This is a genomic window from Paenibacillus dendritiformis, assembly GCF_021654795.1.
Classification (GTDB): Bacteria; Bacillota; Bacilli; order Paenibacillales; family Paenibacillaceae; genus Paenibacillus_B.
In genome coordinates, this window is the sequence record NZ_AP025344.1 from 1,664,247 (window position 1) to 1,687,005 (window position 22,759).

21 protein-coding genes are annotated in these 22,759 nt (G+C 54.1%); 14 read left to right on the forward strand and 7 right to left on the reverse strand.

All coding sequences use genetic code 11. The annotated features are described in order from the left end of the window. Positions 1–14: 14 nt before the first annotated feature. Entirely contained in the window at positions 15–1,283 is a 1,269-nt protein-coding gene (uraA, locus tag L6439_RS07330) for a uracil permease (protein WP_168178701.1), read from the reverse strand. 305 nt (positions 1,284–1,588) lie between these two features. Between uraA and L6439_RS07335 the strand changes: the two genes are divergently transcribed. The 14 genes from L6439_RS07335 to L6439_RS07400 all read left to right on the forward strand — a co-directional run bounded on the left by L6439_RS07335 (position 1,589) and on the right by L6439_RS07400 (position 16,642). After that, complete coding sequence (locus tag L6439_RS07335; RefSeq protein WP_213471328.1) at positions 1,589–3,766, forward strand: RelA/SpoT family protein; 2,178 nt, start codon at positions 1,589–1,591, stop codon at positions 3,764–3,766. A gap of 357 nt (positions 3,767–4,123) precedes the next feature. After that, positions 4,124–4,567: a D-aminoacyl-tRNA deacylase gene (dtd, locus tag L6439_RS07340; RefSeq protein ID WP_213471329.1), complete on the forward strand. Its 444-nt coding sequence runs from the start codon at positions 4,124–4,126 to the stop codon at positions 4,565–4,567. Between the two features lie 176 nt (positions 4,568–4,743). Then, positions 4,744–4,887 (forward strand): hypothetical protein, encoded by a 144-nt coding sequence (locus L6439_RS07345; protein ID WP_168178698.1) that lies wholly within the window; start codon positions 4,744–4,746, stop codon positions 4,885–4,887. 239 nt (positions 4,888–5,126) lie between these two features. Beyond that, positions 5,127–5,558 (forward strand): flagellar basal body rod protein, encoded by a 432-nt coding sequence (locus L6439_RS07350; RefSeq protein WP_168178697.1) that lies wholly within the window; start codon positions 5,127–5,129, stop codon positions 5,556–5,558. A gap of 119 nt (positions 5,559–5,677) precedes the next feature. Continuing rightward, positions 5,678–7,246, forward strand: coding sequence for a coproporphyrinogen III oxidase (locus L6439_RS07355; protein ID WP_213471330.1), 1,569 nt, complete (start codon positions 5,678–5,680; stop codon positions 7,244–7,246). A 536-nt stretch (positions 7,247–7,782) separates the two neighbouring features. Further along, positions 7,783–9,033, forward strand: coding sequence for a histidine--tRNA ligase (hisS, locus tag L6439_RS07360; RefSeq protein ID WP_213471331.1), 1,251 nt, complete (start codon positions 7,783–7,785; stop codon positions 9,031–9,033). A gap of 74 nt (positions 9,034–9,107) precedes the next feature. Further along, the gene (aspS, locus tag L6439_RS07365) at positions 9,108–10,895 is read left to right on the forward strand and encodes an aspartate--tRNA ligase (RefSeq protein WP_213471332.1); all 1,788 of its coding nucleotides are present in this window, start codon (positions 9,108–9,110) and stop codon (positions 10,893–10,895) included. 117 nt (positions 10,896–11,012) lie between these two features. After that, positions 11,013–11,765 (forward strand): tRNA threonylcarbamoyladenosine dehydratase, encoded by a 753-nt coding sequence (locus L6439_RS07370; protein ID WP_168178693.1) that lies wholly within the window; start codon positions 11,013–11,015, stop codon positions 11,763–11,765. 5 nt (positions 11,766–11,770) lie between these two features. Continuing rightward, positions 11,771–13,096 carry a replication-associated recombination protein A gene (locus L6439_RS07375; RefSeq protein WP_213471354.1) on the forward strand — a complete coding sequence of 442 codons (1,326 nt, stop codon included), beginning with the start codon at positions 11,771–11,773 and terminating at the stop codon, positions 13,094–13,096. An 82-nt stretch (positions 13,097–13,178) separates the two neighbouring features. Next, on the forward strand, positions 13,179–13,631 hold the full coding sequence (gene crcB / locus L6439_RS07380) for a fluoride efflux transporter CrcB (RefSeq protein WP_237096778.1): 453 nt from the start codon (positions 13,179–13,181) through the stop codon (positions 13,629–13,631). Next, on the forward strand, positions 13,628–13,993 hold the full coding sequence (gene crcB, locus L6439_RS07385; RefSeq protein ID WP_213471333.1) for a fluoride efflux transporter CrcB: 366 nt from the start codon (positions 13,628–13,630) through the stop codon (positions 13,991–13,993). The genes crcB (L6439_RS07380) and crcB (L6439_RS07385) overlap by 4 nt, the downstream gene beginning before the upstream one ends. 59 nt (positions 13,994–14,052) lie before the next feature. After that, the gene (locus L6439_RS07390; RefSeq protein WP_213471334.1) at positions 14,053–14,595 is read left to right on the forward strand and encodes a PCYCGC motif-containing (lipo)protein; all 543 of its coding nucleotides are present in this window, start codon (positions 14,053–14,055) and stop codon (positions 14,593–14,595) included. A 171-nt stretch (positions 14,596–14,766) separates the two neighbouring features. Beyond that, positions 14,767–15,075, forward strand: a complete 309-nt coding sequence (locus L6439_RS07395; RefSeq protein ID WP_006679667.1) for an ArsR/SmtB family transcription factor — start codon at positions 14,767–14,769, stop codon at positions 15,073–15,075. Positions 15,076–15,298: 223 nt separating this feature from the next. After that, positions 15,299–16,642: a hemolysin family protein gene (locus tag L6439_RS07400; protein WP_168178689.1), complete on the forward strand. Its 1,344-nt coding sequence runs from the start codon at positions 15,299–15,301 to the stop codon at positions 16,640–16,642. A 78-nt stretch (positions 16,643–16,720) separates the two neighbouring features. On the opposite strand, the gene mnmA is transcribed toward L6439_RS07400, so the two are convergent. The 6 genes from mnmA to L6439_RS07430 form a co-directional block, all read right to left on the reverse strand. Continuing rightward, complete coding sequence (gene mnmA, locus L6439_RS07405) at positions 16,721–17,824, reverse strand: tRNA 2-thiouridine(34) synthase MnmA (RefSeq protein WP_168178688.1); 1,104 nt, start codon at positions 17,822–17,824, stop codon at positions 16,721–16,723. A gap of 252 nt (positions 17,825–18,076) precedes the next feature. Beyond that, positions 18,077–18,319 (reverse strand): DivIVA domain-containing protein, encoded by a 243-nt coding sequence (locus tag L6439_RS07410; protein WP_210429323.1) that lies wholly within the window; start codon positions 18,317–18,319, stop codon positions 18,077–18,079. 266 nt (positions 18,320–18,585) lie between these two features. Next, positions 18,586–19,578: a hypothetical protein gene (locus L6439_RS07415; RefSeq protein ID WP_213471335.1), complete on the reverse strand. Its 993-nt coding sequence runs from the start codon at positions 19,576–19,578 to the stop codon at positions 18,586–18,588. Between the two features lie 56 nt (positions 19,579–19,634). Then, positions 19,635–20,438: a hypothetical protein gene (locus tag L6439_RS07420; RefSeq protein ID WP_213471336.1), complete on the reverse strand. Its 804-nt coding sequence runs from the start codon at positions 20,436–20,438 to the stop codon at positions 19,635–19,637. A 525-nt stretch (positions 20,439–20,963) separates the two neighbouring features. Further along, the gene (locus tag L6439_RS07425; protein ID WP_213471337.1) at positions 20,964–21,182 is read right to left on the reverse strand and encodes an aspartyl-phosphate phosphatase Spo0E family protein; all 219 of its coding nucleotides are present in this window, start codon (positions 21,180–21,182) and stop codon (positions 20,964–20,966) included. 132 nt (positions 21,183–21,314) lie between these two features. Continuing rightward, positions 21,315–22,571 (reverse strand): helix-turn-helix domain-containing protein, encoded by a 1,257-nt coding sequence (locus tag L6439_RS07430; RefSeq protein WP_213471338.1) that lies wholly within the window; start codon positions 22,569–22,571, stop codon positions 21,315–21,317. Positions 22,572–22,759 lie beyond the last annotated feature (188 nt).

A 22,759-nucleotide genomic window follows, 5' to 3' on the forward strand; every position in this document is an offset into this window, starting at 1 on the left:
GGTTTTTGCATGCGTCAGGCTTGCTCGTTGGACATGCCCAGCTTGTCGATGATAATGAAGAACAGATTGAGCACGATGCCGAGCACCGTGGCCAACGCCATTCCCTTCAGCTCTACAGCGCCCAGCTTCAAGGTGGCCCCGCTGATGCCGATGACGATGATCAGCGTCGTGAGCAGCAGATTTTTCGGTTTGCCGTAGTCGACCTTGGCATCGACGAGCACCCGAAGGCCGGATGCCGCGATTACCCCGAACAGCAGCAGGGAGACGCCGCCCATGACGGGAACCGGGATGTTGGCGATGAGGGCCGAGACTTTGCCGAAGAAGGACATGATGATGGCAATGACCGCCGCCCCGCCGATAACATATACAGAATAGACACGGGTAAGCGCCATGACGCCGATGTTTTCTCCATATGTCGTATTCGGGGTGGAACCGAAAAAGCCGGAGAAGACGGTCGAGAGCCCGTTGCCGAGCAGAGAGCGGTGAAGCCCCGGATTTTTCGACAGATCATTGCCTACAATATTGCTGGTTACCATTAAATGGCCGATATGCTCTACGACGACGACCAGTGCCGCAGGCACGATAATCGCGATCGCCGTCCAGTTGAATTCAGGGAATGTGAACGTCGGCACTTTGAACAGCGCGGCCTCCCGGACCGGATCCATGCTGACGACGCCCATGAAATAAGCGACGACGTAGCCGGTAATGATACCGATAAGTACAGGGATGATTTTGAAGAACCCGCGAAAGAGCACGTTGCCGAGCACGGTCACGCCGAGCGTGACGCAGGCCAGCGTAATGGCCGTCGAATCGAGCGCGGCTCCCGGAGTGGACGGAATAAATCCCGACATTCCGGCAGCGACCGGAACAAGCTCGAGGCCGATGACCGCGACGATGGCTCCCATGGCGGCCGGCGGGAAGAGCACATCCAGCCAGCGAGTGCCGACCCACTTCACGATAAGCGCAACCGCGACGAAGATGATTCCGCATACGATGAAGCCGGAGAGCGCTTGGGCGTAGCTGCCGCCATTGCCAGTAAGAACGACTGTAACCGGAGAAATGAACGCAAAGCTCGATCCGAGAAAGGCTGGGATGAGCCCCCGGCACAGCACAAGATAGAAGATGGTGCCCAATCCGTTCATCAGCAGTACGATGCCCGGATCGACGTGGAACAGGTTCGGCACCAACACGTTCGATCCGAACATGGCGAACATGTGTTGAATGCTTAGCAGCAGTCCAGGCCCGAAAGCCGGTTTTTCATGTACTTGAATTTCGCGTTGCAAGTCGAATGCACTCCTTTAATATGTAATTGTCACAATCCGTTTCTGGATAGTATCCCTTAGACCCAACTATATAATTTACATGCTATTCGGTCTATTTTTCAACAACATTTTTTGCGGCGGGGCAGTAAAGAGGAGGAAGTTTCCAATGAAAAACCTAATTTTCGACAAAAAAAGACAAAGCTGAACGGGAAAGCCCAGGGAGACCATTGACGGGAGACACCGAATAAAGGCATAATTGAAGGATATAAATCTGTAGTCTGGGAGATTATGATCCCCGGCAGAAGAAAGGAACCGAAACGACTCCAATGGGCATCGAGCAATTATTAGAGAAGGCCTCGGCGTATATGAAAGAATCGGATCTGGATCGCGTCCGCGAAGCATATCTGTTCGCGGAGCAGGCTCATTCGGGGCAGGTCCGGAAATCCGGCGAACCTTATATATTGCATCCTCTGGCTGTGGCCGACATCGTCGTGGGCATGCAGATGGATCCGACTTCCGTCGTAGCCGCGCTGCTGCATGATGTCGTGGAGGATACATCCGTCTCCCTGGAGGAAGTGCGCACCAAATTCGGGAACACATGCGCGATGCTGGTCGATGGATTAACGAAGCTCGAGCGGATTCAGTTCCGGTCCAAGGAAGAGCAGCAGAACGAGAACTACCGGAAAATGTTCGTGGCGATGGCCAATGACATCCGCGTTATCGTTATTAAGCTGGCGGACCGCCTTCACAATATGCGGACGCTGAAGTACCAATCGGAAGAGAGTCAACGGCGCATCGCCTACGAGACATTGGAAATCTTCTCTCCCATCGCCCACCGGCTCGGAATCTCGGCCATCAAGTGGGAGATGGAAGATATTGCGCTTCGCTATTTGAATCCGCAGCAATATTACCGCATCGCCAACCTCATGCACAAGAAGCGCGCCGAGCGGGAGGAGTACATTACCGGCGTTATCGGGCGCATTCAGGAGAAGCTGGAGGAGATGGGCATCACCGCCGATCTGTCCGGCCGACCGAAGCATATTTACAGCGTCTACAAAAAAATGACGGCCAAGAGCAAGCAGTTCAATGAAATCTACGATCTGCTCGCGATTCGCATCATCGTCGACAATATCAAAGACTGCTATGCCACCCTCGGCATTATCCATACGCTCTGGAAGCCGATGCCGGGCCGGTTCAAGGACTATATCGCGATGCCGAAGACGAATATGTACCAGTCGCTTCATACGACCGTTATTGGTCCGACGGGTGAACCGACCGAGGTGCAGATTCGGACCTGGGAGATGCACCGCACGGCCGAGTACGGGATTGCGGCCCACTGGGCGTACAAAGAAGGCGGATCCAATTCGGGCAGCTTCGAAGAGAAGATGACGTTCCTTCGCGAAATTCTTGATTTGCAGCAGGAGACGAACGACGCTCAAGAATTCGTTGAATCGCTCAAAATGGATTTTTTCTCGGATTTGGTGTTTGTATTCACGCCCAAAGGAGAAGTCATCGAGCTTCCGGCCGGATCCGTGCCGCTTGATTTCGCGTACCGCATCCATACGGAGGTCGGGAACCGGACGATCGGGGCGAAGGTGAACGGCCGCATCGTGCCGCTCGATCACCAATTGAAGACCGGCGATATCGTCGAGATTCTGACGTCGAAGCATTCTTACGGGCCAAGCGCGGACTGGGTCAAAATCGCGCAATCTTCGCATGCCCGCTCCAAGATCAAGCAGTGGTTCAAAAAAGAGAAACGGGAAGAGAACGTTCAAAAGGGACGCGAGGGGATTGAACGGGAATTGAAGCGGCTGGGGCTGGAGCCGTCGGCATGGATGACGGACGACAAGCTGCTCGAGGTCGCGAAGAAATTCACCTTCAACGATATCGAGGACATGATGTCCGCCATCGGCTTCGGCGGCATTACCGCCTCCCAGATCGTGACCCGCTTGACGGAGAAGCTGCGCAAGGAAACGGAAGAGGCCAATCAGATCGAATTGACTCACGAGGTCAAGGAAGTCAAGAAGGAGCCGGAGCGCAAATCCCGGCCGGCCCATGGCGTCAGGGTCGAAGGCATCGACAATCTGCTCGTTCGCTTCGCCCGCTGCTGCAATCCGGTGCCTGGCGACGAGATCGTAGGCTACGTCACCCGCGGACGAGGCGTCTCGATTCATCGGGCCGATTGTCTGAACATCCCGACGACGATCGATGGGGAAGAGGCGGAACGGATTATCGACGTGCAATGGGGTGATTCCTCCGAGGCGAATTACAGCGTCGACATCGAGATTACCGGCATGGATCGGAGAGGCTTCCTTAACGAGGTGCTGCAGGCCGTCTCCGAGAGCAAGACGAATATCGCCGCCGTCTCGGGCCGTTCGGATCGCAACCGGCTGGCGATGATTCATATGACGATTCTCATCCGCAATACCGACCATCTCCATTCGGTGGTCGAGAAGATTAAGCGGGTGAAGGACGTGTATACGGTGCAGCGGATCATGCAATGAGCTCGCTGCACCTTTTTTTGGCATGTTAAGAGGCAGTTCCAAAAGTCCGCTTTTGATCACGGTGTAATTTAGGACGCAACCCGGCATCGAATCTTGCATTCACTCTTGAGAAGCATACGCTCTCGAAGCATGTTTCCTGCGGAAACATTTTAGCTGCTCATGTAGCTTACCTACACTCCGCTGCTCTCTGTAAGTTTTGCAAAGCTAAAATTCGCTTCGGAAGCTTATGCTTCGCGTTCAAGCAACCTTCTCGGTGCCGAAAACCGGACTTTTTGAACCCATAATTTAAAGAGATTTTTTCAAAAGAAGGAATCAAAGAGTTAGTTCAACTGCTGCAGGAAGGGATGATAGGCAAGCATGCGAATCGTGGTTCAGCGGTGCAAGGAAGCCGCGGTAACGGTTGAGGGAGAGACGGTCGGGAGCATCGGCCCAGGCTTGATGCTGCTCGTCGGCGTGACGCATGAGGATACGGAGCAGGATGTCATCTGGGCCGCCGGCAAAATTGCCGGGCTCCGGATCTTCGAGGATGAATCGGAGAAGATGAACCTGTCGGTCCAGGAAATCGGCGGCGCGATATTGTCCGTGTCGCAATTCACGCTGTACGGCGACTGCCGCAAAGGACGGCGCCCCAACTTCATGGCTGCGGCGCGGCCGGAACAGGCGGAGCGGCTCTATGACCGCTTCAATGAGCGGCTGCGCGGGCTCGGGCTCCCTGTAGAGACCGGCCGCTTCGGGGCGATGATGGATGTGCGGCTGGTGAACTGGGGGCCGGTCACGCTCATCGTGGACAGCCGGGAGTAATCTTGCGCCGGACAAGCGCGGCCCCGCAGCCTGGGGAGCGATCGGGTTGAATAGCGGAATAATTGGACGTGGACGCGGCCCATACTAGGGAGGAACCCTGCGCGTGCTGCCCAGACCGGCCGGATGCTTCGCTTGGCATCCGGGACCGGGCGGCAGCTGCGGAAAGGAGCCGTATCGTGCGACAATCTTTGCATCAGCTCGCGATCCAGTACAGCACCTGGGCAGCCGTTCAATCCGTCAAGGAAGCGGCTGCGCTCTTGCGGGAGGAGCAGGCCGAGCAGGAAGCCCTTCGCCGCCAAGGAGCCAATGTAAAGCGTTAGCCGCGGTCATTCGATGCCCGGTCTTCTTCCGTCAGGAAGGGGCCGGGCATTGCTGTCTGTTTCGCCGGCTGGGTCGCCGGGGTATAAAGTCGTACGGAAGGACTTCCGCTACAATCCGCCTCTTCATCTTGCGGCGCATGATCCCGACGGATGAGGAGAGGGTGACAAAAGTAACCATGCCAGAAGGGCGGCTAGGGTGACAAAAGTGACGATACCAGAAGACGGCGAGGTGACGGAAGATGAGACGAATTCAGGCATACACGCGGACGGAGGACGATGCCGAGACGCTGCGCACACGGCTTACCGCGGCCGGCGCCGCAAATATCGAGGTCGGGGAATTGGGAGGCCCGCTTGGCAGCAAGCAGATGCTGTTCGCGCCGTTCATAACCGGCAATGCGAATGGGTCCGCTTATAACGGCGGCATCTCCGCCGTAGGTCCGGGCGGCCTCGTGACGACCCGCGATGACGGGCAGGAGGCGATCGCGACGACTCCCGCCACGGACTTGACCGATAATGAAGGAGGAACCGATACCGCTTCCTCCGAACGCATGGAGCCGCCGGACGGGCTGCGCTATGTCGTCACCGCGAAGGTGGAGGAAGCGGACTATGATGCTGCGGCGCGGCTCATTCGCGAGAACAACGGATATTTCGATCCGGGAGAAGAGGGCTAATATCTTCCCTTTATTTCGGTAAGTCAATATGATAGGATAAGGACTGGCGCCCGCATGGTTGGGCGCCTTTTTGGGACGAAGAGCCAACTTGGGCCTTATGAGGGGGAGCTTGCAGGAAAATGCGCATTAGATTAATCGCCAATGAAGCGGCGTTTGAACGTTCGCTTATTCATATTGTTCAATTGTTCATCGAGCGGCCGGAGGTCACGTATCAGGTCAGCCTGCAGCCGGAAGCCGAGCGGGCGGAGGAAGCCGAGGCGGTTATCCGTCTCGCGCAGACCGAGCCGGAGGGCGGGCTTGCGCCCGAATCGTTCCCGCTTGCGGCACCGGGGCGGGTTCGCGTCCGCGCTTCGCTGGAGCGGAAGGACGGATCTCCGCTGGAAGCCGTCAATGAACGCCCGGTTCCTGCGGACGCGACCTATGAGCAGTACCGCAAACAGGTAAAGAATGCCTTCTCCCATGCGCTGCTTCAGGTGATGACCGCATGGACCGGCATCGAGCAGCCATGGGGCATTCTGACCGGCGTCCGCCCGACGAAGCTGATGCATGATGCCCGGCGGCGCGGGCTGTCGCGGGACGAAGCGAAGAAGATGCTTCGCGAAGAATATTTGATTACGGACAGCAAGATCGCGCTGATGGAACAGATCGTGGAACGCCAGTTGACGGCGCTGCCCGATCTGGATCGGCTTCAGCACCAATTAAGCATTTATATCGGAATCCCGTTCTGTCCGACCAAGTGCGCCTATTGCACCTTCCCGGCGTACGACATCAACGGGCGTCAAGGCTCGGTCGATTCGTTCCTTGGCGGCCTTCACTATGAAATGCGCGAGATCGGACGCTTCCTGAAGGAGCGGAATATTCCGATCACGACGATCTACTATGGCGGCGGGACCCCGACCAGCATCACGGCGGAAGAGATGGACATGCTGTATGAGGAAATGATGACCTCCTTCCCGAATGTGGAGCAGGTGCGTGAGATTACCGTCGAGGCGGGACGCCCGGATACGATCACGCCGGAGAAGCTGGAAGTGCTGCGCAAGTGGAATATCGACCGCATCAGCATCAACCCGCAGTCTTACATTCAGGAGACGCTTGATATTATCGGGCGTCATCACAGCGTGGAAGAGACCGTGGAGAAATATAAGCTGGCGCGCGATCTCGGCATGAATAATATCAATATGGATCTCATTATCGGACTGCCGGGGGAAGGGACGGCGGAGTTCGCTCATACGCTGCGGGAGACGGAACGGCTCATGCCGGAATCGGTGACGGTCCATACGCTGTCGTTCAAACGCGCCTCCGAGATGACCCGCCACCGCGGCGAGGAGAAGTTCAAAGTGGCCGGCCGGGAAGAAGTGGAGCGGATGATGACGATGGCGGCAGAATGGACGGGCGCGCACGGCTATGTTCCGTACTATTTGTACCGCCAAAAAAATATTCTCGGCAACCTGGAAAATGTCGGCTATGCGCTGCCGGGCACCGAGAGTCTGTACAATATCCTCATTATCGAGGAAATTCAATCGATTCTGGGCCTGGGCTGCGGCGCATCCTCCAAATGGGTGCATCCGCATACCGGGGCGATTACGCGCTTCGCCAATCCGAAGGAACCGAAAGTATACAATGACAATTATGTCGAAGTGACGCGCAAAAAAATAGAAATGATGAAGGAATTGTTCAAAGAAGCCTAAAGGAAACGCTTGCTTTTTTGTAATCTGTTTGTAATCTTTGCTTCATGTTCCTTTAATATTTGCGACCTATACTGAATGCATGACCCCCTTTTTAATATATTCTTTTGCTGGACCTACATCTGATGTAGGTTTTTTTCTTGACTTTAGCGTGTTACATCCTTACAATGTTCTTTATATTTGACATACCAACCGATTCAATGACGGGAACAAGTAACCCGCCCCACATGCGCAGAGAGAGGTTCCTTGGCTGGAAGAACCTTGATGATGGACGGACGAAGGACATCCCCGAGAACCGGCGGCGAACTCCATTCGGAACGGAATGGACGGGTAGCCGTTCGGCGCCTGGCGTGCGTTATACGTAAATGAAGCGCGGGAAGCGATCCGGAGGCGAGTGCCGGTGAAGGAGAGCGGACAGCGGAATGTGGGTGGCACCACGGGTGATTGGAATCGACAACCAACTCTCGTCCCTTAGCAAATGTTACATTTGCGGGACGGGAGTTTTTTATTTTCAGGAAGCAGGCAGGAGGAGGAAGAACATGGCTTACCAGAAGCCGACAGGCACGCAGGATCTGCTGCCGGGCACCGTCGAAATATGGCAGACGGCCGAGCGCAAAGCCCGCGATCTGTGCCGTCGATTCAATTACAAGGAAATCCGGACCCCGATATTCGAGCAGACCGAGCTGTTCGAGCGCGGCGTCGGCGAGACGACGGATATCGTGGAAAAAGAAATGTATACGTTCAAGGACAAGGGCGATCGCAGCATGACGCTGCGTCCGGAAAATACGGCAGGCGTCGTTCGCTCCTATGTGGAGAACAAGCTGTACGGCGAGCCGGATGTGACCAAGCTCTATTATATCGGCCCGATGTTCCGTTATGAGCGGCCGCAAGCGGGGCGCTACCGCCAGTTCCATCAATTCGGCGTCGAGGCGTTCGGGGCCGCGGATCCGAGCCTGGATGCGGAGATTATCGCGCTCGGGTATGAATTCATGAAGGAGGTCGGGCTGACCGGCGTCCGCGTGGAGATCAATTCCGTGGGCAACGCGCCGAGCCGGGCGGCTTACCGTGAGCGACTGCTGCAGTTTTTGGAGCCGATGAAGGAATCGCTGTGCAAGGACTGCCAGTCCCGGATGGAACGCAATCCGCTGCGGGTGCTCGACTGCAAGGTCGATCAAGACAAATTCGGCAGTGCGCCTTCCATTCTGGACAGCCTGGATGAGGAGTGCGCCGCTCATTTTGCCAAGGTGAAGCAGTATTTGTCGGCGATGGGGGTCGACTATGAGGTGAACCACCGCCTCGTACGCGGGCTCGATTACTACACGCATACGGCCTTCGAGTACAAGGCGCAGGGCATCGGCGCCATCGATACGGTCGGCGGCGGCGGACGCTACAACGGCCTGGTGGCGGATATCGGGGGGCCGGATCAGCCCGGCATCGGCTTCGGGATCGGACTCGAGCGAATCGCGCTCTTGCTGGAAAAGCAGGGCGTCGACTGCAACGAGGCGTCCCCGCTTGATATCTATCTGATCGGTCTCGGCGAGCCGGCGGAGGCCGCGGTGACGAAGCTGCTGAACGATCTGCGGCGCGAAGGACTGGCGGCCGAGAAGGATTACCAGGGCCGCAAGATGAAGGCGCAGATGAAATCGGCCGACCGCATGCAGGCGCGTTACGCCGGGATACTGGGCGATGACGAGCTGTCCCGGGGCGAGATTGCGCTGAAGGAGCTGGCCACCGGGGAGCAGCGGTTCGTGCCGCTGTCCGAATTGGCCCAGCTATTGAAGCAGGCTTAGGCTCAACAACCGCCCGATACGGGCCGGACGAAGCAGAACATAGAGGAAGAACGAATGTGAGGAGAGTGGAGTTCATGATGTATAAGACGCATTCCTGCGGAGACATAACGAAGGCCCGCATCGGAGAGACGGTCACTTTGAACGGCTGGGTGCAGCGCCGGCGGGATCTGGGAGGCGTATTGTTCGTCGATCTGCGCGACCGCACCGGTCTCGTACAAATTGTATTCAACCCGGAATTTTCAAGCCAAGCGCATGAGATTGCCGATCGCTTGCGCAATGAATTCGTCGTGGCGGTGAGCGGACAAGTCGTGCTGCGCGACGCGGAGACGGTCAATCCGAACCTGCCGACAGGCGATGTGGAAGTTCGCGTGACGGAGATTGAAATCTTGAACGGGGCCAAAAACCCGCCGTTCTTCATTGAAGACGGCATCGAAATCGACGAGTCGCTTCGCCTGCGCTACCGTTACCTGGACCTTCGCCGTCCGGAAATGCAGCGTACGCTGAAGCTGCGCTCCAAAGCGTCGAAAGTGATTCGCGATTTCCTCGACGAGCAAGACTTCGTCGAGGTGGAGACGCCGATTCTGACGAAGAGCACGCCGGAAGGGGCGCGGGACTATCTTGTGCCGAGCCGCGTCCATCCGGGCGAATTTTTCGCGCTGCCGCAATCCCCGCAGCTGTTCAAGCAGTTGTTGATGGTATCCGGTCTGGAGCGCTACTATCAGATCGCCCGCTGCTTCCGCGACGAGGATCTGCGCGCTGATCGCCAACCGGAATTCACGCAAGTTGACATCGAGACCTCCTTCCTGTCCGAGGAGCAGCTCCAGACCATGATGGAGCAGCTGATGGTCCGCCTGTTCAAGGCGACGATCGGCGTGGACATTCCGGCGCCGTTCCAGCGTATCACGTATCAGGAAGCAATGGAGAAATACGGCTCGGATAAGCCGGACCTGCGCTTCGGCCTGGAACTGGTCGACGTCTGCGATCTCGTGGCGAACAGCGGCGTCAAAGTATTCGCTTCCGTCATCGAGAAGGGCGGCGTCGTCAAAGTGCTGAACGCCAAAGGCTGCGGCACGTGGAGCCGCAAGGATATCGACGATCTGGGGCCGTATGCGGCGCGCTACGGGGCCAAGGGCCTGGCGTGGATTCAAGTGAAGGACGGCGAGTTCCGCGGTCCGATCGTCAAGTTCATGAGCGAGGAAGAGATCGCCGCCCTGCGCGAGCGCACAGGCGCCGAAGACGGAGACCTCCTGCTGTTCTCCGCCGATACGCGCAAGGTCGTATACGATGTTCTCGGGAACCTTCGCCTCTATATCGGCCGCAGACTGAATCTAATCGACGATAGCGCGTTCAAATTCGCCTGGGTCGTCGATTTCCCGCTGCTGGATTATGATGAGGACGAGAAGCGCTATGTGGCGGCGCACCATCCGTTCACCCGTCCAAAAGACGAAGACCTGCATCTGTTCGATACGGATCCGGGCCAAATCCGGGCTCAGGCGTACGACCTCGTGCTGAACGGCTACGAAGTGGGCGGCGGCTCGCTGCGAATCTACAAACGCGACGTGCAGGAGAAAATGTTCACGGCGCTCGGCTTCTCCCCGGAGGAGGCGCAAGAGAAGTTCGGCTTCCTGTTGAACGCGTTCGAATACGGCACGCCGCCGCACGGCGGGATCGCCCTCGGTCTCGATCGTCTCATCATGCTGCTGGCAGGCCGCACGAATCTTCGCGAGACGATTGCGTTCCCGAAAACGGCCAGCGCCGTCGATCTGATGATGGACGCGCCGAACGTCGTGGAGCCGGCGCAATTGGAGCAGCTGCATATCAAATCGACCTTCAAGAAGAAGGATAAGAAAGAAGAGCAATAATTCGCCCGCTGCTCCGAGCAGCTTGAACGAACGCCCCTTGCCGATCTATGCTATATAGCAGGCGGCCAGGGGCGTTGCCATTATACTCGGGCGATAGGCCCGCAGGAGGAATAGCTGATGTTGCATCAATTTTCGCGTACAGAATTAGCCATCGGCCCGGAAGGGCTGGACAAGCTGAAGAACAGCACCGTCGCCGTGCTCGGCATCGGCGGCGTCGGCGGCATCGCGGCGGAAGCGCTGGCGCGCACGGGCATCGGGCGCATCATCATGATCGATAAGGATGTCGTGGACATCACGAATGTGAACCGCCAGATTCACGCCTTGACGACGACGGTCGGACAGAAGAAGGCGGAACTGATGCGGGAGCGGATCAAGCTCATCAATCCGGAGTGCGACGCCATCGCGCTGAATATGTTCTATACGGAAGAGACGTATGAGGAGCTGTTCGCCTACGATCTCGATTATGTCGTGGACGCTTCGGACACGATCTCTTATAAAATTCACCTCATTAAGGAATGCTTGCGCCGCAACATCCCGATTATCTCAAGCATGGGAGCGGCCAATAAAATGGATCCGACGCGGTTTCAGGTGGCGGACATCTCGAAGACGACTGTCGATCCGATCGCGCGCGTCATCCGGCAGAAGCTGCGCAAGGACGGCATCAAAAAAGGAGTCAAGGTCGTCTTCTCGACCGAGGAGCCGTTGAAGCCGCGGGCGGATGTAACGGAAAAAATCGTACCGGAGACGGCGCCGGATATCCGCAAGGCGAAGCAGCCGCCAGCGAGCAACTCCTTCGTGCCGCCGGTGGCGGGGCTGATCATGGTCAGCGTCGTCGTCCGCGATCTGATTTCTACGATAGAAGCACGGTGATGAACATGGATTTATTCTCCTATCAGGAAGAGCGGGATCCGGGCTTGCGCCTGCTCGCCGACCGGATGCGCCCGCGCACGCTTGACGAATATATCGGCCAGGAGCATATCGTCGGGCCGGGCCGTCTGCTGCGGCGGGCAATCGAAGGGGATCGCATTTCGTCGATTCTGCTGTACGGGCCCCCGGGATGCGGGAAGACGACACTGGCCAATATTATTTCGGAGCGGACGCAGGGAGAGTTCGTCCGCCTCAATGCGGTCGACGCTTCGGTCAAAGATGTCCGCGCGGTCATCGAGCAGGCGGAGAACAACCGCAATCTGTACAATACGAAGACGATTCTGTTCCTGGACGAGGTGCACCGCTTCAACCGCTCGCAGCAGGACGCGCTGCTCCCCGCCGTCGAGAAGGGAACGATCATCTTCGTCGGCGCCACGACGGAGAATCCGTTCCATCATGTCAACGGGGCGTTGATGAGCCGCTCGACGCTGTTCCAGCTCAAGCCCCTGACGAAGGAGCATTCGCTGATCGCGATGCGCCGGGCACTGGCCGATGAAGAACGGGGTCTCGGCTTCATGAAGGTGGAGGCGGAGCCGGGAACGCTGGAGCATATCGCCTCGATGGCGAACGGCGATATTCGCCGGGCGCTCAACGCGCTGGAGCTGGCGGCGATGACGACCTCCCCGGAGGCGGACGGAACGGTCCGCATCACGATGGAGGTGGCGGAGGAGTCTGTGCGCAGACCGCTCGTGCAGGCGGACGAATCGGTGCAATATGACGTGCTGTCCGCCTTCCACAAGAGTATCCGCGGCTCCAGCGATGCGGCGCTGTACTGGTTCCTCTACGCGGTGGAGAAGCTCGGCATGGATCCGATGACCTTCATCCGCCGCCTGACGGTCGCCTGCAGCGAGGATATTGGCCTGGCCAATCCGCAGGCGATGGTTCAGGCGGTCAGCGCGATGGAGGCGTACCATCGCATCGGGTGGCCGGAATCGAAGTATATTGTCGCCCAGGCGATTCTGTTCGCGGTCGAGAGTCCGAAGTCGAATTCGATTCCGGAGGCCATCGCACGCGTCATGGCGGCTTTCGACGATTATCCGTCGGCTCCTGTGCCGCTCCATCTCCGCGATGCGCACTACAAGGGAGCCGAGAAGCTCGGGCACAAGGGCTATAAATATCCGCATGATTATCCCGGGCATTACGTCGAGCAGCAATATTTGCCGGACCCTGTCCGGAACCGGGTCTTCTTCATGGCGAGCGAGCAAGGGACCGAGGCGAAGATGCGGCTGAATCAGGAACGGAGGCGCCAAGCGAAGCCGGATCAAGGGGACTAAGGGAAGCGCGCCGTTTCCGCCGCGGACCAGCTCCAAGCGTGCGAAGGGCGAACAGACCGCATTCGGAAGGGAGAGGGAAGCGATGATGGAGAAGCATACAGACAGAGCGGGGGCCGCAGCGATGCGGAGAGCGGCGGGAGCCGCCGTCGCGGCCGGGGGAAGCTCAGGGGCCTGTCTCCGCTATAGCGTCGGCCTGCTGCTCCCGTTCGACCCGTCGGCAGGCTTCCCCTGGGCGACATTGACCGTCAACCTGGCCGGCTGTCTCTTTCTCGGCTGGTTCTTCACTTGGCTCCTGGAACGAACCGGCCTGTCGCCGCTATGGAAGCCGCTGCTCGGGACCGGGCTTGCGGGGGCAACGACGACATTCTCGACCTTCGCGGTCGAAGCGTTGGACCTGTTCGCGGCCCAGCGGTATGCCGTCGCGATTTTTTATTTGACGGCGAGCATCGGCCTTGGACTGGGGCTCGCCCGGCTCGGCATGCGTTGGGCGGCGCGATCCAATCCGCCCGGCGCACGCGAGGAGGGACGTCGATGAATATGCTGTGGGTAGCGCTTGGCGGGGCGCTTGGCGCCTGGAGCCGCTATGAATTGGGCGCTTATATTACGAAGCGGGCAGGCAGCCGCTTTCCGTGGGGGACGCTGCTTGTCAATTGGAGCGGCTGCTTCCTGCTCGGCCTGTTGGCCGGGATGCGGCATGTGCTGCCCGCTCCGCTGTACGTCTTCGCCGCCGTCGGATGGTGCGGCGCCTTTACGACATTTTCGACTTTCAGCTTCGAAGCATTGACGCTATGGAAGGACAAGCAGCGCGGCCGCTGCGCGCTGTATCTGTTCCTGACGGCAGCCGTCGGGCTCGCCGCTGCGGCGGGAGGACGATGGATGGCCGGTCTGCCAGGGTAGCGCGGGCCGCATGGTCACGCGCAGTATCGATGAGATGAAAAGAAAATGGAGGAATCGACATGTTCCAAGCGAGGCATTCCCTTACGGGACGGCATAAGATTCAAAAGCTTCTCGGTGCGGTTATGGTAACGGTAGCGGTGCTCGGAGCCGCCGGATGCAGCGCCGGCGACGCCGGACAGGCCGTGACGGGGAAGCCGGAAGCGGCCGAGCGGCTGATGCCGAATGGGGATCTGCGGCAGACGACGGCTTCGGCGGATCAGCTTCCGCCTTTTATGGACGATAAGAGCGAGGAGATGCAATTGATATATAAGCTGGCAGCCGCCAACCATGCACTGCTCGCCTCGATTCCTTGCTATTGCGGCTGCGGCGAATCAGCAGGACATAAGAACAACCTGAACTGCTTCGTCGCGGAGATCCAAGAAGACGGCGCCGTCGTATGGGACGACCACGGCACGCGCTGCGGCGTATGCCTGAATATCGCGGTGGAGGCCTCCAAGCTGAAGCGGGAAGGCATGAGCGACACCGGCATCCGCAACGCGATCGACGAGAAATACAAAGAAGGATATGCGGAGCCGACGCCTACCCCGATGCCGGCCGCATAAGCGGGATGCGCGATTCGCGTGCCGTCAATTTCCTTGAAACGCCATGTTTAAATTGAGCCGCTTTGTCATATCCTACAGGCAACACAGCTTGCCAACATATGAGGATATGTTCATTCCCGTCCGGAGCCGGAATATGCAGGGGATGGACCATAGGACAAAGGAGAGACAATAATGGAATATTTCCTGGGAAAAGATCTGGATCCTGAAGTGCTCGAGCATGTATCGCAAACCTTTAAGGCACTGGGGGATCCGACGCGGATACGGATATTGTCCATGCTGGCGAAGGAAGAATGCGCCGTGAACCAGCTTGCGGAGACGCTGCAGCTCTCCCAGTCGGCGGTATCCCACCAGTTGAAGACGCTGCGGGCATACCGGTTTGTCCGTTACCGGCGGGAAGGACAAAATATTTTATACATCTGCGATGATGACTATATTATCGGATTGCTGAATGAAGCGGTGAGGTATGCTTCCAAATTATAAAAAAGGCCCGTTTCCAAGCAAAATGGGTGATAGGACGCCGTAGAGGCGGAATATACTTAATGTCAACCGGGCGCACGGCAAGGGGATGCCATTTCATCGGTTTTTCGGGCCGTGCCGCCATTTGACGGTTATGTACTTTCTTATATAATGTTCTTAATGCAATTATTTTCTGATGATGGGGAGGTGTACCTGTCTGTTCCGATGACGGGAAGACAGGGAAGGTTTGGATGATCCGTTACCGATAGGCTTAGGCATTTTTTTGGTTCTATTTCTTGTATTTCTGAACGGTTTCTTTGTCGCTGCCGAATTCGCCATGGTGAAGGTGCGCGGCAGCCGGATTGATACGCTGGTGCAGGAAGGCAATGCGAAGGCGCGGTTCGCGCAGCATGTGACCGAGCATCTTGACGCGTATTTGTCCGCTTGCCAGTTGGGCATTACGCTGGCTTCCCTCGGCCTCGGCTGGATCGGGGAGAAGACGGTGGCCCAGCTTCTCAAAGAGCCGCTGGAGGCTATTGGCCTGGGCGAAGTCGTATTGCACAGCGTATCGACGGTGATTGCGTTCATCATCATTACCGTGCTTCATATCGTGCTAGGCGAGCTGGCTCCGAAGTCTCTCGCCATTCGCAAAGCCGAGGCGATTACGTTGTTGACGGCGGCGCCGCTCCGTTACTTTTACAAGATAATGTATCCGTTCATCTGGCTGTTGAACGGAACCGCGAACCTGCTGCTGAAGTTATTCGGTATTCAGCCTGCTTCCGAGCATGAGTCGGCTCATACGGAAGAAGAAATACGCATTTTGATGAAAGAAAGCTACAAGAGCGGTCTGATTGACAATACCGAGCTTGCCTTGGTCGATAACATTTTCGACTTCACGGAGACGCACGCGCGCGATATTATGATTCCGCGCACGGATATGGTCTGCCTCTATGCGCAGAATTCATTCGAGGAGAACAAAGAAAAAGCAATTACGGAAATGCATACACGCTATCCGGTGTGCGACGAGGACAAGGATAATATTATCGGCTTTGTCCATATCAAGGATTTGGTGAAGGCGCCCCCGGGGATTGAAGATATACGCCAAGTGATGAGACCGATGATGAGCGTCCCGGAATTGATCTCCATCAGCGCACTGATGAAGATGATGCAGAAGAACAAGGTGCAGATCGCCCTGCTCATCGATGAGTTCGGCGGAACGGCAGGTCTGGTTACATTGGAAGATATTATGGAGGAGATCGTAGGCGAGATTCAGGATGAATTCGACGAGGAACGGCCCCAGATCGAGAAGCGGGACGAGTCGAATTATTCCATTGACGGACGCCTGCTGATCGAGGAAGTGAACTCATACTTCGGCACCGATATCGTATCGGATGATTACGATACAATCGGGGGCTGGATCTACGCCCAGGTGGAAGTGCCGCCGCGGGTAGGCCAGAGCATCGCCGTCGAATCTCAGTTCGAATTCATCGTGGAGGAGACCGATCATCTGCGCATCGCGCGGCTGCATGTCCGCAAGCTGGATGCGCCCGCCCGCGACGAAATCGATTCTTCGGCCTCGACGACCGTATAAAATGAACAAATCCCCCCTCGCTCCGGGAGCGAGGGGGGATTTGTCATCTATCTGCTGCCGAACGGAGCCCGGTTCCGCTTAGTACGTGAGCTTATGAACGGCGTCGATCGTTCCTCCGCCCAGGCAGACCTCGCCGTCATAGAACACGACGGCTTGTCCAGGCGTCACCGCCTTCTGCTGCACGGCGAACGTCACTTCATAGGTCCCGTCGCCGATTCGCTCGACCGTGACTTCCTGATCCGGCTGCCGGTAACGGAACTTGGCCGTGCAATGCAGCTTGTCCGGCGCATCGCCCGCGATCCAGCTCACCCCGGTCGCCCGAAGCCCGGTCGAATACAGACTTGGATGGGCTTCGCCCTGGACGACATACAAAATATTGCGGTCGAGATCCTTTTCGGCTACGAACCAAGGCTCGCCGGTGCCCGAACCGCCGATGCCGAGGCCTTGGCGCTGTCCGAGCGTATAGTACATCAAGCCGTCATGCCGGCCCTTGATTTCTCCGCTGCGGATATCGATCATGTCCCCGGGCTGCGCCGGCAAGTATTGGCTCAAAAATTCCTTGAAATTGCGCTCGCCGATAAAGCAGACGCCGGTGCTGTCCTTTTTCTTCGCGGTGGCGAGTCCGGCTTCTTCCGCAATCCGGCGCACTTCCGGCTTCGGCAGATGGCCGATCGGGAACATGGCCCGCGCGAGCTGCTCCTGGTTCAAGGCATTCAGGAAATAGGTCTGATCTTTGTTGCGGTCGATGCCGCGAAGAAGCTTCGCTTGGCCGTTCTCCCGCACGACGCGGGCATAATGGCCCGTGGCAACGTAATCGGCCCCGAGATCGAGCGCTTTTTGCAGGAATTCCCCGAATTTGATCTCCCGGTTGCACATGACATCCGGGTTCGGTGTCCGTCCGCGCCGGTACTCCTCCAGGAAGTAGGAGAATACCTTGTCATAATATTGACGCTCGAAGTTGACCGTATAATAAGGGATGCCGATCTGCTCGCAGACCCGGCGCACGTCTTCGGCATCATCCTCGGCGGTGCAATGTCCGAATTCGTCGGTATCATCCCAGTTTTTCATAAATATGCCGATTACATCGTATCCTTGCTGCTTGAGCAGCAAGGCCGTTACGGAGGAATCGACGCCCCCCGACATGCCGACGACGACACGGGTATGGGCATTCGCAGTTGTCATGATATCACCGTCTTTGCTGCGGGCCGGCCGGTCTAGGCGATGAGGGCCGCTCCCGGCCGGAACCCGTCGATTTATAGTATCACTCTATTGTAACATACCGGTTGAAATAGATGGGGGAAATTAACGATTCAAAAGCCCAGCCCTGCATGTTTCTAGTATGGGCCGCTTTGCTGTGAAACTTTCCTCCCCGCTAATCTTTTGTTCTCCCGAAAGAGTAAAGTTCAAGCTCCCGAATGCGCAGCACAATATCGTTCATGTCAGGCTCAGGCGGCTCGGGGCGTCTTCATGCAGCAGTTCGGCGATCTGTGCTTGCAGCTCTTGGATGATTTGGTTATAGGTCTGGTAATCCTTAATAATCAGGTCCAAGTACTCGTTAACCTGATCTTCGTTATACCCGCGAAACGTGCGGTCAAATTCTTGGTTATGTATGTCTAGCGGAGTGAACCGGATTCCAAGTTCCGTCGGGCGCAAGGTCGCTAATTTTTCATTTATCATAGAGCAACATTCCTTTCCTCCACGGTTCTGTGCATTCTGGTCGAATGTTCCATTATGAACATTATCATCGAAATCCGTATTGAACAGAAACATCCATGTATACGTATTGGAAGTAAAGATGGGAAGTAAGTTGTTGATTTTATTTTTTTACTCTCAATTATTGATCCGCTGAATAAACGAAGAAGCCAACATCATTAAGTTGGCTTCTTCCGGATGTATGCCCATCAATATTATAAAATTGAAAAAAATGTGGAATTTTTATCGTCTTATTCCACCATGATCGTAAAGTTGTTAATGGCTCCATCCTTCTCCGGCTCCGCCAGAAGCAGTTCCACGTTGCCTGTCACGCGATCATACCGATATACACCGCGCTTATCCTTATATATACCTAATACGAGCAGCACATTTGAATCATCGGGTTCAAAAAAAGCATCACTTATCGCTTCAAACACAGTGAACAATTGCTCTTGTCCCGTGGCAAGGTCAACAATTGTATAGTGTCTGGGGGTGTTCACATAGGGAGCGCTTCCGTATATAGCCGTTTTCCCATCGTGAGCTAAGGAAAAGAAGACTAATTCCTCTTTTGTGTGAAAGAGTTCTTTGATCTCATTCCCTTTGACGTCATATTCTTTTACGGTGTAAAGAGGAGGTTCAGGTTTGATGTGAAGTTTATTAGCTTTTACCACATTTCCGAAATCTTCTTTCCAAGAATAAATTGCCGCATAAATCGTCCCGGCTGCTTCATTGTATTTTAAATCCCATACGGTCGTGTCGTCTTTGTTCAGATCCCACCAGGGTTTCAATTCTTTCGTCTGCGGATGATACGATACGATAGGCTTTATATGATTATCGTAGCTGTCTTTAAAAGAAGCATCCATAATGACCATACCATCTACAACAACAACATGGTTAATAGCATACAGTTCTGTCGTCAATTGCTCGATTTTGCCGGTTTTCAAATCCATGGAAAATAACTGATCCGACTTGCCATCGCTTGTTCGTGAAGAATAATAAATGATCTCGTTGCCTGCATCATAGACTCCAAGCGGATATTGTGACGTATACGGAACTTCCCCGGCTAACTTCACTTTCTGTTTCCCGATTTCATATTGATATATTTGCGAGACAACCTGATCCTCCTTGGAGGTTGTTAACGTAATGGATAAATAGGGGGTACTCTTTGAAGTGCATGCAGAGAGTGCGATACTAACGATTAGACATATTGCACAAAGCGAAAATATATTACGTTTTCTTCTCATGTTATCCACATCTCCTATCCACGAATGATAAAAAAGGAGGGAAGCCCCTCCTTAGGCTATTTCCTATAATGATATCTTCCTGGGAAACTCGTGTTTTTATCCTCTTTCTCGCCGAACTCTTCCAACGTTGTCCGAAATACATCGAGAACAGCATCGGGAAGACTTCCAATATCATTTTTATAACAAGTTACTGTCAAATCATTATTGAAATTTCTTACGCTAATCTTTGTTTCAGATTTAGGATTGTCATAGATTCCTTTAGTTGCAACATCAAATTTTTTCAATTCATTATCATGGTCCCCAATTTTATCGAAGAAGTTCGTGATGCGTCCCGTCCCTTCAACTTGCTTATCCGTCGCAACGATCTGATTTTTGTGGTTGCCCCATGGGCCGTAAGTGCCCTTTTCAGCGGGTCCCTTTGCCCAATTTGATGCAAGAACTTTACTGCCATTCAGGTAAATGGATTGGATGTCGCCCTCGAAATTATAATGAATGATCATTCCTTCTTCTGCTTTGGGCCAGATCATCTGTACTTCCGGATGGTGCGGAAGGTTCTTTAACTCCTCATCTGTCACAATATCCGAATGCTTCATTTTTTGAAGAATCTCTTCCGGCCAGTCGGGGGGAGTGGTATCATTGAAGGTTGCATGTTCTTGTTGGTTGCCTGGAACTTCTTCTTGGATGACCACAAATTCCCCGTTTTTGTATTCCAATACAGCGTTAGGTTTGGCTTTCACAGGTACATCGTGAACGGCCACGGTTTCAACCATTGTGGAGCTTGTTTCGGCAAATGCACCTGAAGCCATAAGTAAAGAAGCGCCTCCAAGTACACAAACGGTAAACATTATCATTTTTTTCATTACTTGCTAACCTCCAGTTTGGAATGTGAACATCGCTTGCATAAAATCGATTCAACTCTTCGACAGACTATCAACAATTGTTCTGCCTCTCTAGTTATGCGCGAATTCTGGATGAGTTAACAACAACAAAAGGGCATCCCTCCTTATAATGTGGGCTACCCTTTCCTTCGCTTTGTACAAAGACCCTGTTGTGTTATAATTAGTTAAGCTGTTCTCTTTGCACTGCAAAGGAAAGAGCGCTCGGAGTCGTTTCCCGGTACTGCCCGCCTAAGCTTATCAGGAATCGGCTCTATTTATTGCAACAAGAAGACGAGAAGGTCTTCTTGGTACAATCTAAAGATATTAGGAACTACTAGAATATTATATTTCATTGGTTATAGTCCCCTTTAAATTATATGGAATTCTCTGACCGCCAAGGGAAGTATTTCTTAAATACATCACCCCCACTAAGTTCTTTCTGCGTCTTGCATCTCGTTGATCAATCTTCCCCTCTTAATTTCAAGGAAATTACAGAAGTCAACTAACTCAACCTGTCATTTTCGATATCATTTGCGTCCCATTAGTCTTCTCTCGATGGAAGTAATTCTTTTTTTGAAGCTGCAATATGTAACAATCAAGCTCCTGACTCAGCTTAACAACATGCTCATCACTGAGGCTTTTCTTATTGCCAACTGATAATGTTAAACGTTGACGCAACTCTTGAACCTTTTGCAAAATTAACTTTTCTTCCGCATGAGTGAGCATTTAGATTGGATTTCCCCCTTTCTCAACAAGAAATATACTTGAGGTTTCTTGATTTCGCTAAAATTAACCATTAATAAAACCTTTCGACATATTTAACTAAAATAAGACAAAAATACGGTTAAAAAAGAAGGGTCAAATCGAAATTTGCCCTTCCCCTTGCTTATATGATTTTACAATTTGTTGCTGTGCCCATTTGGGTAATATAAACACGATTAAATTAAAACAATCATTCGCTCTAATACGAGAATCGACATCTATATAGTGCAGCATGCTTAACGTGTAGCAGTCAATCGCATCTTCATATTTTTTTCTCAAAATGTAATAGCCCGCTTTCAATTTAAAATATAGGGCTAATTCAGATTTTTTAAATGGCGTGTGATAGTGGGCATTCAGAATTCGGGCTTCATCGTCAATTAATTGTTCTATAGCATCAATATTTTGATCTTGGAGGTATAACTCAAGAAGCTCGTTCACGACATGGATCGCATTATTGGGCGAGGACTGTTCCAAGCAGATGAGGAGTTGTGATATGGCCTGTTTGCTATTTCCTTTTCGTCCCGCTATACAAGCCTCATTAAGTGAAACATTTTCTTGAATCTCTGCGAAAGGGTACTTTTTACATTCATATAGGTACTGCTCCGCCAAAAAGTAATCGCCTAAATAGTAATAGGAATTGCAAATAAGGAGCAGGGCACGTGCCTTCGTAAGGTCATCGCTTTTATACTTTTTGCCGATAGGGGTACACAGTTCGATACAGTTCTCATAAAGCTGCATCGCGTAGGCATGAAACCCCAGCTTGAAGTGCAGCAACGCCTTGTCCTCTTCCGAGAAAAAATTGATGTAATTCAGCAGATAGGTTCCGGTATGAAAAGTGAGATCCAGCTTGCTGAAATCATTTCGTTGAATCAAGTACGTCTGGAATAAAGCTTTGGCCAAATAAGGCTGTATGCCATGCTCCCTGGCGTAGGTTGTGATACATTCGAACAATCCAAGTCTGACCGTGACATCGGTTACAGACTCTGCCATGCTGTATAATTCTGTGGTTAGGTCAAAGCTGTCCGCGCCGTCGCATTCCAAAAACCGGACAGCAATCTTCTCGATGACCTCCATGTCACCTGTCCGAATCGCTTCCTGGAGCATAGGTTGCACAACACTCTTGCGCCTCTCCGTAACAAGGTAATGACTCACGACATCCGCATATGGAATGGACAAGGGGGATGTCAGCGCCAGAACGGTAGACAATTCAGGGCGCTTCGTTTCCCCTCTTTCGATTTTCGATATCGTTCCTTTGGGAATGCCGGACAAGTCCGACAACTGACGAAGCGTGTACCTTGCCTTCTTCCGATACTCGTATATTAAGTCGCCGACGAGTCTTCGACCCGAACTCACAGAATCACCTTCTTTCGAACTGCGAATTGCATGAATACGCTATTATCACATATATCAACAACTTACCATATATACCCTATTATGTGAACATACATCTATCGATGCAGAACTTTATCCGAATAGCCTGTCAGATTATTGTCCATAACGGAGATAGTTATGTTACGATATACGGGGTGCCTTAATCGGAA

Excerpts from the sequence above, each read along its gene's own strand:
- crcB (WP_213471333.1), top strand. The coding sequence starts at position 13,628 with ATGAATATGCTGTGGGTAGCGCTTGGCGGGGCGCTTGGCGCCTGGAGC.
- crcB (WP_237096778.1), top strand. The coding sequence starts at position 13,179 with ATGATGGAGAAGCATACAGACAGAGCGGGGGCCGCAGCGATGCGGAGA.
- L6439_RS07375 (WP_213471354.1), top strand. The coding sequence starts at position 11,771 with ATGGATTTATTCTCCTATCAGGAAGAGCGGGATCCGGGCTTGCGCCTG.
- L6439_RS07370 (WP_168178693.1), top strand. The coding sequence starts at position 11,013 with ATGTTGCATCAATTTTCGCGTACAGAATTAGCCATCGGCCCGGAAGGG.
- mnmA (WP_168178688.1), bottom strand. The coding sequence starts at position 17,824 with ATGACAACTGCGAATGCCCATACCCGTGTCGTCGTCGGCATGTCGGGG.
- dtd (WP_213471329.1), top strand. The coding sequence starts at position 4,124 with ATGCGAATCGTGGTTCAGCGGTGCAAGGAAGCCGCGGTAACGGTTGAG.
- L6439_RS07395 (WP_006679667.1), top strand. The coding sequence starts at position 14,767 with ATGGAATATTTCCTGGGAAAAGATCTGGATCCTGAAGTGCTCGAGCAT.
- L6439_RS07425 (WP_213471337.1), bottom strand. The coding sequence starts at position 21,182 with ATGCTCACTCATGCGGAAGAAAAGTTAATTTTGCAAAAGGTTCAAGAG.
- L6439_RS07335 (WP_213471328.1), top strand. The coding sequence starts at position 1,589 with ATGGGCATCGAGCAATTATTAGAGAAGGCCTCGGCGTATATGAAAGAA.
- L6439_RS07350 (WP_168178697.1), top strand. The coding sequence starts at position 5,127 with ATGAGACGAATTCAGGCATACACGCGGACGGAGGACGATGCCGAGACG.
- aspS (WP_213471332.1), top strand. The coding sequence starts at position 9,108 with ATGATGTATAAGACGCATTCCTGCGGAGACATAACGAAGGCCCGCATC.
- L6439_RS07410 (WP_210429323.1), bottom strand. The coding sequence starts at position 18,319 with ATGATAAATGAAAAATTAGCGACCTTGCGCCCGACGGAACTTGGAATC.
- hisS (WP_213471331.1), top strand. The coding sequence starts at position 7,783 with ATGGCTTACCAGAAGCCGACAGGCACGCAGGATCTGCTGCCGGGCACC.
- L6439_RS07355 (WP_213471330.1), top strand. The coding sequence starts at position 5,678 with ATGCGCATTAGATTAATCGCCAATGAAGCGGCGTTTGAACGTTCGCTT.
- L6439_RS07415 (WP_213471335.1), bottom strand. The coding sequence starts at position 19,578 with ATGAGAAGAAAACGTAATATATTTTCGCTTTGTGCAATATGTCTAATC.
- L6439_RS07420 (WP_213471336.1), bottom strand. The coding sequence starts at position 20,438 with ATGAAAAAAATGATAATGTTTACCGTTTGTGTACTTGGAGGCGCTTCT.
- L6439_RS07390 (WP_213471334.1), top strand. The coding sequence starts at position 14,053 with ATGTTCCAAGCGAGGCATTCCCTTACGGGACGGCATAAGATTCAAAAG.